This is a genomic window from Sphaerotilus sp. (assembly GCF_031429695.1).
In the GTDB taxonomy this organism is placed as follows: Bacteria; Pseudomonadota; Gammaproteobacteria; order Burkholderiales; family Burkholderiaceae_C; genus Sphaerotilus.
This window is the reverse complement of the sequence record NZ_JANPAB010000010.1, coordinates 34,926-53,333: the sequence shown is the minus strand read 5'-3', so window position 1 is coordinate 53,333 and position 18,408 is coordinate 34,926. Positions and strand designations below refer to the sequence as shown.

The 18,408-nt window shown below is 63.3% G+C and carries 18 protein-coding genes and 1 tRNA gene; all 19 read left to right on the top strand.

The features are described 5' to 3' along the window. Window positions 1–79: 79 nt before the first annotated feature. The 19 genes from RMP06_RS02355 to nuoL all read left to right on the top strand — a co-directional run bounded on the left by RMP06_RS02355 (window position 80) and on the right by nuoL (window position 18,395). On the top strand, window positions 80–1,249 hold the full coding sequence (locus RMP06_RS02355; RefSeq protein WP_310460174.1) for a pyridoxal phosphate-dependent aminotransferase: 1,170 nt from the start codon (window positions 80–82) through the stop codon (window positions 1,247–1,249). 114 nt (window positions 1,250–1,363) lie between these two features. Continuing rightward, entirely contained in the window at window positions 1,364–1,627 is a 264-nt protein-coding gene (rpsO, locus tag RMP06_RS02350; RefSeq protein ID WP_310460173.1) for a 30S ribosomal protein S15, read from the top strand. Between the two features lie 195 nt (window positions 1,628–1,822). Then, window positions 1,823–4,096, top strand: coding sequence for a polyribonucleotide nucleotidyltransferase (gene pnp / locus RMP06_RS02345; protein WP_310460172.1), 2,274 nt, complete (start codon window positions 1,823–1,825; stop codon window positions 4,094–4,096). A gap of 32 nt (window positions 4,097–4,128) precedes the next feature. Next, window positions 4,129–5,115, top strand: a complete 987-nt coding sequence (locus tag RMP06_RS02340) for an NAD(P)H-quinone oxidoreductase (RefSeq protein WP_310460171.1) — start codon at window positions 4,129–4,131, stop codon at window positions 5,113–5,115. Window positions 5,116–5,154: 39 nt separating this feature from the next. Beyond that, window positions 5,155–5,901: a triose-phosphate isomerase gene (gene tpiA, locus RMP06_RS02335; protein ID WP_310460170.1), complete on the top strand. Its 747-nt coding sequence runs from the start codon at window positions 5,155–5,157 to the stop codon at window positions 5,899–5,901. Between the two features lie 44 nt (window positions 5,902–5,945). Next, the gene (gene secG, locus RMP06_RS02330; RefSeq protein WP_310460169.1) at window positions 5,946–6,332 is read left to right on the top strand and encodes a preprotein translocase subunit SecG; all 387 of its coding nucleotides are present in this window, start codon (window positions 5,946–5,948) and stop codon (window positions 6,330–6,332) included. A gap of 170 nt (window positions 6,333–6,502) precedes the next feature. Further along, window positions 6,503–6,587 (top strand) — tRNA-Leu (locus RMP06_RS02325). Between the two features lie 169 nt (window positions 6,588–6,756). Then, window positions 6,757–7,116: an NADH-quinone oxidoreductase subunit A gene (locus RMP06_RS02320; protein WP_310460168.1), complete on the top strand. Its 360-nt coding sequence runs from the start codon at window positions 6,757–6,759 to the stop codon at window positions 7,114–7,116. A 36-nt stretch (window positions 7,117–7,152) separates the two neighbouring features. Further along, window positions 7,153–7,629 carry a NuoB/complex I 20 kDa subunit family protein gene (locus tag RMP06_RS02315; protein WP_012346532.1) on the top strand — a complete coding sequence of 159 codons (477 nt, stop codon included), beginning with the start codon at window positions 7,153–7,155 and terminating at the stop codon, window positions 7,627–7,629. A gap of 15 nt (window positions 7,630–7,644) precedes the next feature. Next, window positions 7,645–8,244, top strand: coding sequence for an NADH-quinone oxidoreductase subunit C (locus RMP06_RS02310; protein WP_310460167.1), 600 nt, complete (start codon window positions 7,645–7,647; stop codon window positions 8,242–8,244). 31 nt (window positions 8,245–8,275) lie between these two features. Further along, window positions 8,276–9,529: an NADH-quinone oxidoreductase subunit D gene (locus RMP06_RS02305; RefSeq protein WP_310460166.1), complete on the top strand. Its 1,254-nt coding sequence runs from the start codon at window positions 8,276–8,278 to the stop codon at window positions 9,527–9,529. 32 nt (window positions 9,530–9,561) lie between these two features. Further along, a complete protein-coding gene (gene nuoE, locus RMP06_RS02300; protein WP_310460165.1) occupies window positions 9,562–10,059 on the top strand; it encodes an NADH-quinone oxidoreductase subunit NuoE in 498 nt (165 codons plus the stop codon). A gap of 20 nt (window positions 10,060–10,079) precedes the next feature. Next, the gene (gene nuoF, locus RMP06_RS02295; RefSeq protein ID WP_310460164.1) at window positions 10,080–11,432 is read left to right on the top strand and encodes an NADH-quinone oxidoreductase subunit NuoF; all 1,353 of its coding nucleotides are present in this window, start codon (window positions 10,080–10,082) and stop codon (window positions 11,430–11,432) included. Then, the gene (gene nuoG, locus RMP06_RS02290) at window positions 11,425–13,740 is read left to right on the top strand and encodes an NADH-quinone oxidoreductase subunit NuoG (RefSeq protein ID WP_310460163.1); all 2,316 of its coding nucleotides are present in this window, start codon (window positions 11,425–11,427) and stop codon (window positions 13,738–13,740) included. Before nuoF ends, nuoG begins: the two co-directional genes overlap by 8 nt. A gap of 19 nt (window positions 13,741–13,759) precedes the next feature. Then, on the top strand, window positions 13,760–14,821 hold the full coding sequence (gene nuoH, locus RMP06_RS02285; protein WP_310460162.1) for an NADH-quinone oxidoreductase subunit NuoH: 1,062 nt from the start codon (window positions 13,760–13,762) through the stop codon (window positions 14,819–14,821). Window positions 14,822–14,845: 24 nt separating this feature from the next. Continuing rightward, the gene (nuoI, locus tag RMP06_RS02280) at window positions 14,846–15,343 is read left to right on the top strand and encodes an NADH-quinone oxidoreductase subunit NuoI (RefSeq protein ID WP_310460161.1); all 498 of its coding nucleotides are present in this window, start codon (window positions 14,846–14,848) and stop codon (window positions 15,341–15,343) included. A 41-nt stretch (window positions 15,344–15,384) separates the two neighbouring features. After that, window positions 15,385–16,038: an NADH-quinone oxidoreductase subunit J gene (locus RMP06_RS02275; protein WP_310460160.1), complete on the top strand. Its 654-nt coding sequence runs from the start codon at window positions 15,385–15,387 to the stop codon at window positions 16,036–16,038. Then, a complete protein-coding gene (nuoK, locus tag RMP06_RS02270; protein WP_179634872.1) occupies window positions 16,035–16,340 on the top strand; it encodes an NADH-quinone oxidoreductase subunit NuoK in 306 nt (101 codons plus the stop codon). The genes RMP06_RS02275 and nuoK overlap by 4 nt, the downstream gene beginning before the upstream one ends. A 21-nt stretch (window positions 16,341–16,361) precedes the next feature. Continuing rightward, window positions 16,362–18,395, top strand: coding sequence for an NADH-quinone oxidoreductase subunit L (gene nuoL, locus RMP06_RS02265; protein WP_310460159.1), 2,034 nt, complete (start codon window positions 16,362–16,364; stop codon window positions 18,393–18,395). The last annotated feature ends 13 nt before the right edge of the window (window positions 18,396–18,408 follow it).

The following is an 18,408-nucleotide window of genomic DNA, read 5'->3' as shown; positions in this document are numbered from 1 at the left end:
GCCGAGCAGACGGTGCAGCCACATTCGTGCAAGATGGCTCCCCTCTGATCCTTTCGGATCTGCTGGAGTGGGGATTTCCATGCGTCAAGTGATTGCCGATCTGTCGGCATCTCGCATCCGTGAAGTGGCCAATGCGGGCCTGGGCCGCAGCGATGTGCTGGCCTTCTGGTTCGGCGAGAGCGACGAGATCACGCCGATGGGCGTGCGCGATGCCGCCGTGACCTCGATCGAGGCGGGCGAGACGTTCTACGCCCACAACCTCGGGTTGCCGGCGCTGCGCGAGGCGCTGTCGGGCTACATCTCCGCGCTGCACCGACCGGTGGGTGTCGAACGCATCGCTGTCACCTCGTCGGGTGTCAGCGCGCTGATGCTGGCGCAGCAGGCGCTGGTGGACGCGGGCGACGAGGTGGTGGTGGTCGTGCCGGTGTGGCCGAACCTGACTGCGCAGCCGGCGATCCTGGGTGCGCGGGTGCGGCGGGTCAGCCTGCGGGCTGAAGCCGGTGCGTGGCGGCTCGACCTGGACGAGCTGCTCGCAGCGGTGACGCCGGCCACGCGGGTGCTGGTGCTCAATGCACCGAACAACCCGACCGGCTGGACGCTGACCCGCGCCGAGCAGCAGGTGATCCTGGACCACTGCCGCCGCACGGGGACCTGGATCCTGTCGGACGAGGTGTACGAACGGCTGTACTACCCGGACGCTGCGCCCTTGCCGGGGCAGGTCGTCTGCGCGCCGAGCTTTCTCGATCTGGCCGATCCCGATGACCGGCTGGTGGTCGTCCACAGTTTCTCGAAGTCCTTCCTGATGACGGGCTGGCGGCTGGGTAATCTGGTGGCGCCGGCGTCGCTCATCGAGCAGCTCGGCAAGCTCATCGAGTTCAACACCTCGTGCACGCCGGTGTTCGTGCAGCGGGCCGGTCTGGCGGCACTGGCGGATGCGCCGGTGTCGGTGCCGGCCTTGCAGGCGCGGCTGCGGGTGTGCCGGGACACGCTGATCGGCGCGCTGCAGACGCTGCCGCGGGTCGAGGTGGCCACGCCGCCGGGGGCGATGTATGCCTTCCTGCGCATCGACGGCGAGCGCGACGCACTGTCGCTGGCCAAGCGGCTGGTGTCCGACCATGGGCTGGGGCTGGCGCCGGGCACTGCCTTCGGTGACGAGGCCGAGGGCTGGCTGCGCTGGTGTTTCGCGTCCCGCCAGCCGCAGCGGCTGCTTCAGGGAGTGGATCGGCTGGCGCGCGCCTTGGCGCTATAATCGCCGGCTTCGCTGCTGGTTCTGGTGGCGATGACACGCGCATCGGCGCGTACACGGCGCGGGGCGGTTTCCCCCACGGCCGCAAGTGAACCTCGAAACCCAAGGAAATTTGACATGTCCGAAATCAACAAGGCAGAAGTCGTTGCCGCCAACGCCCGCGGCGTCGCCGACACCGGATCGCCGGAAGTCCAGGTCGCCCTGCTGACCGCCCGCATCAACCACCTGACCCCGCACTTCAAGACCCACAAGAAGGACCACCACGGTCGCCGCGGTCTGCTGCGCATGGTCAGCCGCCGCCGCAAGCTGCTGGACTACCTGAAGGACCGTGACGCCAGCCGTTACCTGTCCCTGATCCAGAAGCTGGGCCTGCGCAAGTAACACCGGCAAGCATGCAAAGAGCCTGTCTGGACCCTCCAGCACAGGCTCTTTGTTTTTGAGCCACCGTGCTCACCACCCTGTTTTTCCCCGGCCACGCGTGGGCGCTGCTGTGTCATTCCATCAAGATCCGACAGACCGGGTCTTGATGGAATGGCATCCCGCCGCGGTGACCGATAACCCCAGACGGAGATTTCCATGAGCCTGTTCAACAAAGTTACCAAGACCTTTCAATGGGGTCAGCACACCGTCACGCTCGAAACCGGTGAAATCGCCCGCCAGGCCAGCGGTGCCGTGATCGTCAACATGGACGACACCGTGGTGCTCGCCACCGTCGTCGCCCGCAAGGAAGCCAAGCAGGGCCAGGACTTCTTCCCCCTGACGGTGGACTACATCGAGAAGACCTACGCCGCCGGCAAGATCCCCGGCAGCTTCTTCAAGCGTGAAGCCAAGCCGAGCGAGCTGGAAGTGCTGACCAGCCGCCTGATCGACCGCCCGCTGCGCCCGCTGTTCCCGGAAGGCTTCTACAACGAAGTTCAGGTCGTCATCCACGTCCTGTCGCTGAACCCGGAAGCCTCGGCTGACATCGCCGCGCTGATCGGTTCGTCCGCCGCGCTGGCCATCTCCGGCATCCCGTTCAACGGCCCGGTCGGTGCCGCCCGCGTGGGCTACATCAACGGCGAATACGTCCTGAACCCGGGCCCGACGCAGCTCAAGCAGTCGTCGCTGGATCTGGTCGTCGCGGGTACCGAAGCCGCCGTGCTGATGGTCGAGTCCGAAGCGCAGCAGCTCACCGAAGAAGTCATGCTGGGTGGCATCGTGTACGGCCACGAGCAGGCCAAGGTCGCCATCGCCGCGATCAACGAGCTGGTGCGTGACGCCGGCAAGCCGGAATGGACCTGGCAGGCCCCCGCCAAGAACGAACCGCTGATCGCCAAGATCGCCGAGTTCGGTCAGGCCAAGATCGAAGCGGCTTACCAGATCCGTTCGAAGCAAGCCCGCACCGACGCCTGCCGCACGGCCTTCGCTGAAGTCAAGGCCGCACTGAAGGCCGATGGCGTCGAGTTCGACGGCGTTGAGGTCGATAACCTGCTGTTCGAGATCGAGGCCAAGACCGTTCGCGGCCAGATCCTGGCCGGCGAGCCGCGCATCGACGGCCGCGACACCCGCACCGTGCGCCCGATCGAGATCCGCACTGGCGTGCTGCCGCGCACCCACGGCTCGGCGCTGTTCACCCGTGGCGAAACGCAAGCCCTCGTCGTCGCCACGCTCGGCACCGACCAGGACTCGCAGCGCATCGACGCGCTGGCCGGCGATTTCCGCGACACCTTCCTGTTCCACTACAACATGCCCCCCTTCGCCACCGGCGAAGCCGGCCGCATGGGCACGCCGAAGCGCCGCGAAACCGGCCACGGCCGTCTGGCCAAGCGCGCCCTGGTGCCGCTGCTGCCGAACCGCGAAGACTTTGCCTACACGATCCGCGTCGTCTCCGAGATCACCGAGTCCAACGGCTCGTCGTCGATGGCCTCCGTCTGCGGCGGCTGCCTGGCGCTGATGGACGCCGGTGTGCCGATGAAGGCGCACGTCGCCGGCATCGCCATGGGCCTGATCAAGGACGGCAACCGCTTCGCCGTGCTGACCGACATCCTGGGTGACGAGGACCACCTCGGCGACATGGACTTCAAGGTGGCAGGCACGACCGTCGGTGTGACCGCCCTGCAGATGGACATCAAGATCCAGGGCATCACCAAGGAAATCATGCAGGTCGCGCTGGCGCAGGCCAAGGAAGCGCGTCTGCACATCCTGGGCAAGATGACCGAAGCGGTCGCGGGTGCCAGCACCGAGGTGTCGGACTTCGCGCCGCGCCTGTATACGATGAAGATCAACCCGGAAAAGATCCGTGACGTCATCGGCAAGGGTGGCTCCGTCATCCGCGCCCTGACCGAAGAGACCGGCTGCCAGATCAACATCGACGAAAACGGCACCATCACGATCGCATCCACCGACAGCGCCAAGGCCGATGTCGCCAAGAAGCGCATCGCCGACATCACCGCCGAAGCCGAGATCGGCAAGGTCTACGAAGGCCCGGTTGTCAAGATCCTGGACTTCGGCGCCCTGGTCAACGTGCTGCCGGGCAAGGATGGCCTGCTGCACATCAGCCAGATCGCCCACCAGCGTGTCGAGAAGGTCACCGACTTCCTGACCGAAGGCCAGATCGTCAAGGTCAAGGTCCTGGAGACGGACGAGAAGGGCCGCATCAAGCTGTCGATGAAGGCGCTGCTGGAGCGTCCGGAAGGCATGGAAGAAGAGCGTTTCGAACGTGCGCCGCGCCGTGAATTCGGTGATCGCAATGACCGTGGCGACCGTGGTCCGCGTCGCGAACGCGCACCGCGCAGCGAGCAGTCGGCCGCCGATGCGGCTGCGCCGGTTGCCGCCGCGCCGGACGCTGGTTCGGAGCCGTCGCAGTCTTGATCCGTCGCTGAACCGCTCAGAGGATTCCGCACATGAAAGCCATTGAAATCTCTCGCCCGGGTCCACCAGACGTGCTGATGCTGGTCGATCGTGCGGACCCGGTGCCGGGGGCAGGCGAGGTGCTGATTCGCGTGGCGGCCAGCGGGGTGAACCGCCCCGACGTGCTGCAGCGCATGGGTGCGTACCCGCCGCCGCCGGGTGCTTCGGATCTGCCGGGGCTGGAGGTGGCGGGGGTCGTCGTCGCGGGTGATGCCGCGGCGATGGCGTCGGCTGGGTTGTCCATCGGGCAGCGCGTCTGTGCGTTGACGCCGGGTGGTGGCTACGCCGAGTTGTGCGTGACCCCCGCGGTCCAGTGTCTGCCTGTGCCGGACGGTCTGAGTGATACCGAGGCGGCCAGCCTGCCCGAGACCTGCTTCACCGTGTGGTCGAACGTGTTCATGCGCGCGGCGCTGCAGCCGGGCGAGACGCTGCTGATCCAGGGTGGCACCAGCGGCATCGGTGTCACCGCCATCCAGATGGCCAAAGCGTTCGGCGCCACGGTGATCGCCACGGCGGGCAGTGATGCCAAGTGCCAGGCGTGCCTCGACCTCGGCGCTGACCACGCGATCAACTACCGCACGGCCGATTTCGCTGAAGAGTCGCGCCGGCTCACGGGCGGGTGGGGCGTGGACGTGATCCTCGACATGGTGGCCGGTGACTATGTTGCCCGTGAAGTGATGGCGCTGGCCGAAGACGGTCGGCTGGTCATCATCGCGGTGCAGGGTGGCGTGAAGGCGCAGTTCGACGCCGGGCTCGTGCTGCGTCGACGCCTGACGGTCACGGGCTCGACGCTGCGGCCGCGCCCGGTGGCGTTCAAGGGGGCCGTGGCGACCGCGCTGCGCGAGCGGGTGTGGCCACTGATCGGATCGGGGCGCATCCGGCCGGTGCTGCACAGCGTGTTGCCTGCCGCCGAGGCGGTGCAGGCGCATGCCCTGATGGAGTCCAATCAGCACGTCGGCAAGATCGTGCTGACTTGGTGACTTGGTGAGATGACCTAACTTGATCGAAGAGCAATCATCATGACGACACGTCACAAGCTGGTGGTGGGTAACTGGAAGATGCACGGCAGCCACGCGGCGAATGCCGAGTTGCTGCAGGGCATCCTGGCGGCCCGGCCCTTCGTGGCCGAAGTGGCGGTGTGCGTGCCGTTTCCCTACCTGTCCGAAGTCGCGGTGACGCTGTCCAACGGCAGCGTGGCCTGGGGTTCGCAGGATTGTTCCGCTCACGCGCAGGGTGCTTACACCGGTGAGGTGTCGGCGGCGATGCTGGCTGAATTCGGTTGTCGCTATGCGATCGTCGGACACTCCGAGCGCCGCGCCTTGCATGGCGAGTCTGATCAGCTCGTGGCCGACAAGGCCAAGGCCGCACTCGCCAAGGGGATCACGCCGATCGTCTGTGTCGGCGAAACGCTGGCGCAGCGCGAGGCTGGCGAAACCGAGGCGGTCGTGAAGCGGCAGTTGTCGGCTGTCATCCACACGCTCGGGCAGTGCATTGGTGAAGTGGTCGTGGCCTATGAGCCGGTGTGGGCGATCGGCACTGGCCGAACCGCTTCACCAGAGCAGGCGCAGGCGGTTCATGCCGTACTGCGTGCGCAATTGGCGGCGGCAACACCACGCGCCGGTGACATGAAGCTGTTGTACGGGGGCAGCGTCAAACCTGACAACGCCGCAATTCTCTTTTCTCAGACCGACATCGACGGTGGCTTGATCGGTGGCGCGGCACTCAAGGTGGCGGATTTCGTCGCTGTGGTCCGCGCGGCGAGCTGATCCGCGTCAGGTCGGTCCAGTCGAGTTCCTACGGAGTTTTTCCAATGCAAGTGATGATGAATCTGGTGCTGCTGTTGCAGCTGGTGACGGCCATTGTGATGATCGGGCTGGTCCTGATGCAGCACGGCAAGGGTGCTGACATGGGTGCAGCCTTCGGTGGAGGCTCGTCTGGCAGCTTGTTTGGCGCGACTGGTAGTGCCAACTTCCTGTCACGCTCGACGGCCGTTGCTGCAACGTTGTTTTTTGTCTGCACACTGGCGTTGGCCTACTTCGGCAACCTGCGCAGCGCCGGGGGCTCCGGTGGCAGCATCCTGGACCGAGCGGCTGCGCCTGTCGCGGTGGCCAGCGGTCCCGCTGCAGCCCAGATTCCGGGGTTGGTGGCGGCGCCTGCAGCGTCGGCCATCGCCGCTTCGGCGCCTGCCTCGCGCTGAATTGCGCGAAAAATCAGGCTGGGTACTTGAGGCAAACCCTCATTGGCATTAGAATTCAAGGCTGTGCTGCAAGGGCTTTCCTGCGGTAGATCAGCATAAACAGGGTCTTAATCAGGTCCAGCTGCAGAGATGTGGTGTGAATGCTGGTTGTAGAATGATGGTTTGCACGTGCCGACGTGGTGAAATTGGTAGACACGCTATCTTGAGGGGGTAGTGGCGAAAGCTGTGCGAGTTCGAGTCTCGCCGTCGGCACCATACAAAATGACATGTGGATCAAATTCTCCTTGGGGGTTTGATTCGGCGCCCTGGCAATATTAGGCGCAGGAAGCAGGTGGGCGCGCTAAGCACGCGGTTAAGCACGAAAGTGGTTTCCCGGGCGGCGCGCTTTATTTTTGCCGCATGAGGGGCTGACAAGTCGATTGACATGAATCTGGAACAATACCTCCCCGTCATTCTGTTCATTCTTGTTGGCGTCGGCGTCGGCGTTGCGCCTCAGTTGCTGGGCGCGCTGCTGGGGCCGCATCGGCCCTACGCGGCCAAGAACTCCCCCTACGAGTGCGGCTTTGAAGCGTTCGAGGATGCGCGCATGAAGTTTGATGTGCGCTACTACCTGGTGGCGATTCTCTTCATTCTGTTCGATCTTGAAATCGCGTTCCTGTTTCCGTGGGCGGTGTCGCTGCGTGAAATCGGGGCGACAGGTTTCTGGGCGATGATGATCTTTCTGGGCATTCTGGTGGTCGGATTCGTGTACGAATGGAAAAAAGGCGCCCTCGATTGGGAATGATTCGGTCCAGACCACGAGAGCCACTGAAAGCACACCATGGGCATTGAAGGCGTACTCAAGGAAGGTTTCGTCACGACCAGTGTCGATACCCTGATCAACTGGTCCAAGACCGGATCACTCTGGCCGATGACCTTCGGTCTGGCCTGCTGTGCTGTCGAGATGATGCATGCGGGTGCCTCCCGCTACGACATCGACCGCTTCGGCATGCTGTTCCGACCCAGTCCGCGCCAATCCGATCTGATGATCGTGGCCGGCACGCTGTGCAACAAGATGGCGCCAGCCTTGCGCAAGGTCTACGACCAGATGGCCGAGCCGCGCTGGGTGTTGAGCATGGGTTCCTGTGCCAATGGGGGCGGCTACTATCACTACAGCTACTCGGTGGTGCGGGGTTGTGACCGGGTTGTGCCAGTCGACGTCTATGTGCCGGGCTGTCCGCCCACGGCCGAGGCACTGCTGTACGGCATCCTGCAGTTGCAGGCCAAGATTCGCCGCGAAAACACCATCGCCCGCTGAGCAGGTGCATCCGACATGACGCAGAAACTCGATACCCTGCAGGCCGCGCTGGAGCGTGTGTTCGCCGATCGCCTTGTGAGCTTGGTGCGCGCGCGTGGCGAAATCACGGTCACCGTCAAGGCGGCTGACTCCTTGTCCATTGCCAAGACGCTGCGCGATCACCCGGATCTCGGGTTCGAGCAGCTGATCGATCTCTGTGGTGTCGATTACAGCGGCTACCGGGACGCTCCGTACGAAGGTCTGCGCTATGCAGTGGTGACCCATCTGCTGTCGGTGCGTCTGAACTGGCGCCTGCGCCTCAAGGTGTTCGCGGCCGACGATGACTTCCCCGTCGTGCCGGCGTTTACCCCGCTGTGGTCCTCGGCCAACTGGTTCGAGCGCGAGGCATTCGACATGTATGGCATCGTGTTCGACGGGCACGACGACCTGCGCCGCATCCTGACCGACTACGGTTTCATTGGACATCCGATGCGCAAGGATTTCCCTGTCACGGGTCACGTCGAGATGCGCTACGACCCCGAGCAGAAACGTGTCATCTACCAGCCGGTCACCATCGAGCCGCGCGAGATCACGCCGCGCATCATCCGCGAAGACAACTATGGCGGCCTGCACTGAGCTGGCGCAGCGCCGAACCTGAGGTTGATCCATGGCTGAAATCAAGAACTACACCCTGAACTTCGGTCCGCAGCACCCGGCTGCGCACGGCGTCCTGCGGCTGGTGCTGGAGCTGGACGGCGAAGTCATCCAGCGTGCCGATCCCCACATCGGTCTGCTGCACCGCGCCACTGAAAAGCTGGCCGAGAGCAAGACGTTCATCCAGTCGCTGCCCTACATGGACCGTCTCGACTACGTGTCGATGATGTCCAACGAACATGCCTACTGCTTGGCGATCGAGAAGCTGCTGGGTGTGGATGTGCCCATTCGGGCGCAGTACATCCGCGTGCTGTTCAGCGAGATCACCCGTCTGCTGAACCACCTGCTATGGCTGGGTTGCCACGGCATGGACTGCGGCGCCATGAACTTGCTGATCTACTGCTTCCGCGAGCGGGAAGATCTGTTCGATATGTACGAGGCCGTGTCCGGCGCACGCATGCACGCGGCCTACTTCCGTCCGGGCGGTGTCTACCGTGACCTGCCGGACACGATGCCGCAGTACAAGTACAGCAAGATCCGCAACGCCAAGGCGATGGCGCGTCTGAACGAGAATCGCCAGGGTTCGTTGCTCGACTTCATCGAAGACTTCACCACCCGCTTCCCGACGCTGATCGACGAGTACGAGACGCTGCTCACCGACAACCGCATATGGAAGCAGCGCACGGTCGGCATCGGTGTCGTGTCGCCGGAGCGGGCATTGAATCTGGGCTTCACCGGTCCGATGCTGCGTGGTTCTGGCATCGCCTGGGACTTGCGCAAGAACCAGCCCTACGAAGTCTATGACCGCATGGACTTCGACATCCCGCTGGGTGTCAACGGCGATACCTACGACCGCTATCTGGTGCGTGTCGAGGAAATGCGCCAGTCCAACCGCATCATCAAGCAGTGCGTCGATTGGCTGCGCAAGAACCCCGGCCCGGTCATCACCAGCAACCACAAGGTCGCACCGCCGTCCCGCGTCGAGATGAAGACCTCGATGGAAGAGCTGATCCACCACTTCAAGCTCTTCACCGAAGGTTTCCACGTGCCCGAAGGCGAGGCGTATGCCGCCGTCGAGCACCCGAAGGGCGAGTTCGGCATCTACCTGATCAGCGACGGTGCCAACAAGCCCTACCGCATGAAGATTCGCCCGCCTGGCTACGTGCATCTGGCGGCGCTCGACGAAATGTCGCGTGGTCACATGATCGCGGATGCGGTGGCCATCATCGGCACGATGGACATCGTGTTTGGCGAGATCGACCGCTGAACCACTGCGGCTACCCGGAAGCGACCACATCCATGTTCAGTGAAGCCACCCTGGCGCGCTTTGCGCGCGAAGTTGCCAAATATCCCGCCGACCAGAAGCAGTCGGCTGTGATGGCTTGTCTGTCGATTGCCCAGCAGGAGCTGGGCTGGATTTCGCCCGAGGCTGAAAAGGCCATTGCCGGTGTGCTCGGCATGGCACCTGTCGCAGTGCGCGAGGTCACGACCTTCTACAACATGTACAACCAGCGTCCGGTCGGACAGTTCAAGCTGAACGTCTGCACCAACCTGCCGTGCCAGTTGCGCAACGGGCAGCAGGCAATGGACTACCTGTGCGAGAAGCTGGGTGTCGAAGACGGTGGCACCACCGCCGATGGCCTGTTCACCGTCCAGAAGTGCGAATGCCTGGGCGCTTGCGCCGATGCGCCGGTGATGCTCGTCAATGACCGCCAGATGATCAGCTACATGAGCAACGACCGACTCGACGATCTGGTCGCCACGCTCAAGGCCCAGTCCAGGGCTGCGGCCAACTGAACCCAGGGGCGGACAAGCACATGACTCTTGATCTCTCCAAATTCCAGGCAACGGGCTTCGAAACCTGTTTCCATGATCGGCACATCGATCCGCAGATCCTTGCCGGCCTGAACGGCAGCAACTGGCGTCTCAAGGACTACGAGGCGCGTGGTGGCTACCAGGCGCTGCGCAAGATCCTGTCCCAGGGTGAAGGCGAGGGCATGACGCCGGACCAGGTGGTCGCGGATGTGAAGGCCTCGGGCCTGCGTGGTCGAGGTGGTGCGGGATTCCCGACCGGCCTGAAGTGGAGCTTCATGCCGCGCGCGCTGCCGGTGCAAAAGTATCTGGTCTGCAACTCCGACGAAGGTGAGCCGGGTACGTGCAAGGACCGCGACATCCTGCGCTTCAATCCGCACATCGTCATCGAGGGCATGATCATCGCGGCCTACGCGATGGGCATCTCGGTGGGCTACAACTACATCCACGGTGAAATCTTCGACGCCTACGACCGCTTCGAGGACGCACTGGAAGAGGCACGTGCCGCTGGTTATCTGGGTGCCAGCATTCTGGGCAGCAAACACAGCTTCCAGCTCCACGCCTTCCACGGTTTCGGCGCTTACATTTGCGGCGAAGAAACCGCGCTCCTGGAGTCGCTTGAAGGCAAGAAAGGCCAGCCCCGCTTCAAGCCGCCGTTCCCCGCGAGCTTCGGTCTGTACGGTCGTCCGACAACGATCAACAACACCGAGACCTTCGCGGCCGTGCCCTGGATCATCCGCAACGGTGGTCAGGCTTACCTGGAATGCGGCAAGCCGAACAACGGCGGTACCAAGATCTACTCGATGGTCGGCGACGTCGAGCGTCCCGGCAACTACGAGATCCCGATGGGTACGCCGTTCTCGAAGCTGCTGGAACTTGCTGGCGGTGTCAAGGGTGGAAAGAAGCTCAAGGCGGTGATCCCTGGTGGCTCGTCATCGCCGGTGCTGCCGGCGGATGTGATGATGAACTGCACGATGGACTATGACTCCATCAGCAAGGCTGGTTCCATGCTGGGTTCAGGCGCCGTCATCGTGATGGACGAGACCCGCTGCATGGTCAAGAGCTTGCAGCGTCTGTCGTATTTCTACGCGCACGAGTCGTGCGGTCAGTGCACGCCGTGCCGCGAAGGCACCGGCTGGCTGTCGAAGATGGTCGATCGCATCGAGACCGGCCGCGGCCGTCCGGACGATCTGGCCCTGCTCGACAACGTGGCCGAGAACATCATGGGCCGCACCATCTGTGCGCTGGGGGATGCGGCAGCGATGCCGGTACGCGGCATGCTCAAGCATTTCCGCGATGAATTTGTCCACCACATCGAACACAAGACCTGCATCGCCGGGACGAACGAACATGGTTGAAATCGAACTCGACGGCAAGAAGGTTTCGGTGCTCGAAGGCAGCATGGTGATGCATGCCGCCGAAGCCGCTGGCACCTACATTCCGCACTTCTGCTACCACAAGAAGCTTTCGATCGCCGCGAACTGCCGCATGTGCCTCGTGGATGTCGAGAAGGCGCCCAAGCCCATGCCGGCCTGCGCCACGCCGGTGACGCAGGGCATGATCGTGCGCACCAAGAGCGAGAAAGCGCTGAAAGCCCAGCAGTCGGTGATGGAGTTTCTCCTCATCAACCACCCGCTGGACTGCCCGATCTGCGACCAGGGCGGCGAGTGCCAGTTGCAGGATCTGGCCGTGGGCTACGGCAAGTCCGCCTCGCGCTATGAAGAAGAAAAGCGCGTCGTCTTCCACAAGGAGGTCGGTCCGCTGATCTCGATGGAAGAGATGAGCCGTTGCATCCACTGCACGCGCTGCGTCCGCTTCGGCCAGGAGATCGCTGGCCAAATGGAGCTGGGCATGCTCCAGCGTGGCGAACATGCCGAGATCACGACCTTTGTCGGTCAGACGATCGACTCCGAGCTGTCTGGCAACATGATCGACATCTGCCCGGTCGGCGCGCTGACGAGCAAGCCTTTCCGCTACAGCGCCCGCACCTGGGAGCTGTCGCGCCGCAAGAGCGTCAGCCCGCACGACTCGACGGGTGCGAACCTGGTCGTGCAGGTCAAGAACCACAAGGTGCTGCGCGTGGTGCCGCTGGAAAACGACGCCGTCAACGAGTGCTGGATCGCTGACCGCGACCGCTTCAGCTACGAGGCGCTCAACAGCGACGCCCGCCTGACGCAGCCGATGCTCAAGCAGGGCGGCCAGTGGAAGCCGGTGGACTGGACCACGGCGCTCGAATACGTCGCCAACGGTCTGAAGCAGATCAAGACGCAACACGGTGCTGCCTCGATCGGTGCGCTGGTCTCCGCCACCAGCACCAGCGAAGAGCTGTTCCTGCTGGGTGAGTTCATGCGTGGCCTGGGCAGCCAGAACATCGACCACCGCCTGCGTCATGCCGACTTCCGCACGGAAGCTGGTGCCGTGCGCTGGCTGGGTCTGCCGATCGCGGAGCTGTCCACGCTGGACCGTGCGCTGGTGATCGGTTCCTTCCTGCGCAAGGACCACCCGCTGTTTGCACAGCGCCTGCGCCAGGCGACCCGCCGCGGTGGCCGCGTCATGCGCATCGGTGCGATGTCGGACGATTGGGCCATGAACGTTGCAGGCGAGATCATCGCGGCGCCGTCGGACTGGCTGTCGGTGCTGATTGAAGTGGCCGCTGCTGTGGCTACCGCCAAGGGTGTGACCGCACCGCTGTCGGTGACGCCGGGCGAGCAGGCACAAGCCATCGCCAACGCACTGTTGTCGGGTGAGCGCAAGGCCGTGCTGCTGGGCAACGCCGCCGCCGCGCACCCGCAGGCGGCCGAACTGCTGGCCATCGCTAACTGGATCGCCGAGCAGGCGGGCGCCCGTTGCGGCTACCTGGGCGATTCGGGCAACGGCGTCGGCGCGCAACTGGTCGGCGCGCAGCCGGGGCAGGGTGGTCTGGACGCGGGTCAGATGCTGACCAAGTCGCTCAAGGCGTATCTGCTGTTCAACACCGAGCCGGTGCTGGACGCTGCCAACGCCACGCAGGCCGCCAAGTCGCTTCAGACCGCAGAAATGGTTGTCGCGTTCAGCCCGTTCCAGGCGAATGTCGAGTTTGCCGACGTGATGCTGCCGATCGCACCGTTCACCGAAACCGGTGGCAGCTTCGTCAATGCTGATGGCCACGTGCAGAGTTTCCACGGTGTCGTGCGTCCGCTGGGCGACACCCGCCCAGGCTGGAAAGTGCTGCGTGTGCTGGGTAACCTGCTGGGTTTGGACGGCTTCGCGCAGGAGTCGGTCGAGGACGTTCGCGCGGCCGCCGGTCTGAACGACGCTGGCCAAATCGCTGCACGGCTGTCCAACACCAGCAATGCCACTCCCCAGATCGTGGCGGCACCGGATGGTCTGCAACGCATCGCCAACGTGCCGGTCTACGCCACGGACTCGACCGTGCGCCGCGCTCCGTCGTTGCAACAGACGGCAGATGCCAATGCGCCGCTGGTCGCGCTCAACGCTGCACTCTGGGCGCAACTGGGTTTGCAGGACGGTGCCAAGGTGCGGGTCCAGCAGGGCGAAGGCAGTGCCGTGCTGCCGGCTTCACTGGATACCACGCTGGCGGCCAACACCGTCCGAGTGAGCGCCGGGCATCCCTCCACCGCTGCGCTGGGCGCCGTCTTCGGCAGCCTGAGCATCGAACGCGCCTGAGCCGCAGAAGGACCGAATGATGCTGGACACCCTGCAAACCATTGGCGCCTCCACGCTGGGCGTCACTGCCTGGGCCGTAGTCTGGACGCTGCTCAAGATCGTGGCCGTGCTGCTGCCGCTGCTCGGTTGCGTGGCCTACCTGACGCTCTGGGAACGCAAAGCCATCGGTTGGACCCAGATCCGTCCCGGCCCGAACCGCGTGGGTCCGTGGGGCCTGCTGACGCCCATCGCCGACGCCGTGAAGCTGATCTTCAAGGAGATCATCGCTCCGACCGCCGCGAACAAGGGCCTGTTCTTCCTCGGCCCCGTCATGACGATCATGCCGGCGCTGGCCGCGTGGGCGGTTGTGCCATTCGGGCCGGAAGTCGCGCTGGCCAACGTCAACGCCGGCTTGCTGTTCCTGATGGCGATCACCTCGATGGAAGTCTACGGCGTGATCATCGCCGGCTGGGCGTCCAACTCGAAGTACGCCTTCCTGGGTGCCATGCGTGCGTCGGCCCAGATGGTCAGCTATGAAATCGCGATGGGCTTCTGCTTTGTTGTCGTGCTGATGGTCGCAGGCAGCCTGAACATGACCGACATCGTGGTCAGCCAGACCAAGGGCCAGTTCGCCGACATGGGCTTGAACTTCCTGTCCTGGAACTGGTTGCCGCTGTTCCCGATCTTCATCGTCTACTTCATCTCTGGCTTGGCTGAGACCAACCGCCACCCCTTCGACGTGGTGGAAGGCGAAGCGGAAATCGTGGCCGGTCACATGATCGAGTACTCGGGCATGTCGTTCGCCATGTTCTTCCTGGCCGAATACGCCAACATGATTCTGGTGTCGATGCTGGCCGTGCTGCTGTTCCTCGGCGGCTGGGATGCGCCGATCGGTGCGCTGTCCTTCCTGCCGGGCTGGATCTGGTTGGGCATCAAGACCTTCTGCGTCGCGACCATGTTTCTGTGGGTGCGCGCGACCTTCCCGCGCTACCGCTATGACCAGATCATGCGGTTGGGCTGGAAGATCTTCATTCCGATCACGCTGGTGTGGCTGGTGGTGGTGGGTCTGTGGATCCAGTCGCCCTGGAACATCTGGAAATAACCCGAGCGAGCGAGGAAAACAACCATGTCCGCCGTGGCCAGTGTCAAGGATTTTGTCTCCAGTTTCATGCTGCTTGAGTTGCTCAAGGGCATGAAACTGACCGGGCGTCACTTCTTCCAGCGCAGTGTGACTGTGCAGTTCCCGGAAGAAAAGACGCCGCTTTCACCGCGTTTCCGCGGTCTGCATGCCCTGCGTCGTTACGACAACGGTGAAGAGCGCTGCATCGCCTGCAAGTTGTGCGAGGCCGTCTGTCCTGCGATGGCGATCACCATCGAGTCGGACGTCCGTGCCGATGGCAGCCGTCGCACGACGCGCTACGACATCGATCTGACCAAGTGCATCTTCTGCGGTTTCTGCGAAGAGAGCTGCCCGGTCGATTCGATCGTCGAGACCCACATTTTCGAATACCACGGCGAAAAACGCGGTGACCTGTACTTCACGAAGGACATGTTGCTGGCCGTCGGTGACCGCTACGAAAAAGAGATTGCAGCCAACAAGGAGGCGGACGCCAAGTACCGCTGATGCCGGCCAATCTGCCGGTCCACCGCGTACCCGACCACGACATGGACACCACCTCCGCGCTTTTTTACGTCTTTTCCGCCGTGCTGCTGCTCTCGGCTTTCCGAGTCATCACGGCCAACAGCCCAGTGCATTCCGCGCTGTTCCTGGTGCTGTCCTTCTTCAGCGCCTCGTGCATCTGGATGATGCTGCACGCCGAGTTCCTGGCGATTTCACTGGTGCTGGTGTATGTCGGCGCCGTCATGGTGCTGTTCCTGTTCGTCGTGATGATGCTCGACATCAACATCGAACTGCTGAAGCAGGGATTCTGGAAACACTTTCCCCTGGCCGCACTCGTTGGTGTCGTGATTGCACTGGAGATGGCCTGGGTGCTGCAGCGGGGCTTCAATACCTCCGTGGTCAAGCCGATGGAAGGCACTGTCGGCATGCCCAACACCAAGCTGCTGGGTATCGAGCTGTACACCGATTACCTCTATCCGCTGGAAATCGCTGCGGTGCTGCTGCTGGTGGCGATCATTGCGGCCATCGCGCTGACGCTGCGCCGCCGCAAGGATGTGCGCGGGCAGAACCCGTCGGAGCAGGTCAAGGCGAAGAAGGCCGATCGCCTGCGCATCGTGAAGATGGAGCCGGTGCGCGAGTTGGCCTCCGTGCCCGCTGTCGCACCCGCCAGCGACGCCGCCCCGAAAGGAACCGCATGATCTCGCTCGGACACTACCTGACGCTCGGCGCGATCCTGTTCGCGATCTCCGTGGTCGGCATCTTCCTGAACCGCAAGAACCTGATCGTGCTGCTGATGGCCATCGAGCTGATGCTGCTGGCGGTCAATCTGAATTTCGTGGCCTTCTCCCATTACCTGGGTGACATGGCCGGCCAGGTGTTCGTGTTCTTCATCCTGACGGTGGCCGCGGCCGAGTCTGCGATCGGTCTGGCCATTCTGGTCGTGCTGTTCCGCAACCGCGCCACGATCAATGTCGATGAGCTGGACTCGCTGAAGGGCTGACGCCAAGGGGAACAACAGAAAATGTCTCAGCTCTCGCAATCGATGCTGTTGGCCGTGCCGCTCGCGCCCCTCGCGGGTGCCGTGCTGGCAGGCTTCTTCGGCAAGTCCATCGGCCGGACGGGTTCGCACGTCGCCACCATCCTGGGCGTGCTGATCGCCTTCATCCTGTCGGCCATCACGCTCAAGGCCGTCGCCCTCGAAGGCGCGCGCTACAACCAGACCGTCTATGAATGGATGGTGCTGGGTGGCATGAAGATGGAGGTCGGTTTCCTGATCGACGGTCTGACGGCGATGATGATGTGCGTGGTGACCTTCGTGTCGCTGATGGTGCACATCTACACCATCGGCTACATGGAAGAGGATCCGGGCTACCAGCGCTTCTTTTCCTACATCTCGCTGTTCACGTTCTCGATGTTGATGCTCGTCATGAGCAACAACTTCCTGCAACTGTTCTTCGGCTGGGAGGCGGTGGGCCTGGTGTCCTACCTGCTGATCGGTTTCTGGTTCAAGAAGCCGACCGCGGTGTTTGCCAACATGAAGGCGTTCCTGGTCAATCGGGTCGGCGACTTCGGTTTCATCCTGGGCATCGGCCTGATCGCGGCCTACGCGGGCACGCTGAGCTACACCGAGACCTTTGCCAAGGCGGGCGAACTGTCGAAGATCGTCTTCCCGTATGACACCTGGGGTGGCGACTGGATGCTGATCACGGTGATCTGCATCTGCCTGTTCATCGGCGCGATGGGCAAGTCGGCGCAGTTCCCGCTGCACGTCTGGCTGCCCGACTCCATGGAAGGCCCGACCCCGATCTCCGCGTTGATCCACGCAGCGACCATGGTGACGGCCGGCATCTTCATGGTGGCGCGCATGTCGCCGTTGTTCGAGTTGTCGGACACCGCACTGAACTTCATCCTGGTCATCGGTTCGATCACGGCGCTGTTCATGGGTTTTCTGGGCATCATCCAGAACGACATCAAGCGCGTGGTCGCCTACTCGACGCTGTCGCAGCTCGGCTACATGACGATGGCGCTGGGTGCCTCGGCCTACTCGGTCGCCGTGTTCCACCTGATGACGCATGCGTTCTTCAAGGCGTTGCTGTTCCTGGGTGCCGGCTCGGTGATCATCGGCATGCACCATGACCAGGACATCCGCAACATGGGCGGGCTGCGCAAGTACATGCCCCTTACCTGGATCACGTCGCTGCTGGGTTCGCTCGCGCTGATCGGCACGCCGTTCTTCTCGGGCTTCTACTCGAAGGATTCGATCATCGAGGCGCTGCACGCCAGCCACCTGCCGGCTGCACCGTGGGCGTATGCGGCTGCGGTCATCGGTGTCTTCGTGACAGCGTTCTATTCGTTCCGGATGTACTTCCTGGTCTTCCATGGCAAGGAGCATTTCCACCACAAGCCTTTCCCTGGCGAACACGATCACCACGAAGAAGATGGTCACGGCCATGGGCACGACGCCCATGCCCACACGCCGCACGAATCGCCCTGGGTCGTGACCGTGCCGCTGCTGTTGCTGGCGATTCCGTCGGTCGTGATCGGCTACCTCACCATCCAGCCCATGCTGTATGGAGACTTCCTCAAGGACGCGATCTCCGTGAATCTGCACGCGCATCCGGCGATGGAGGAGCTGGCGCATGAATTCCACGGTGCGGCGGCGATGGCGATGCATGCGTTCAGCACGCTGCCCTTCCTGCTGGCTCTGGGTGGCGTCGTGACGGCTTACGTGTTCTACATGCTGGTTCCGGCGGTTCCGGCGTTCTTCGCCCGGGTGCTGGCACCGCTGGTGACGGTGATGGAAAACAAGTACTACATGGACTGGATCAACGAGAACATCCTCGCTGCAGGCGCCCGGATGCTGGGACGCGGCCTGTGGAAGATCGGCGACGTGGCGATCATCGACGGACTGGCCGTCAATGGCTCGGCGCGCCTGGTGGGCTGGATCGGCTCGCTCGTGCGGCTGTTCCAGACCGGCTACATCTACCACTACGCACTGGTCATGCTTGTCGGCGTCTTCGCGCTGGTGACGTGGTTCGTGTGGCTGCATCGCTGAGCGGAGGTAACAC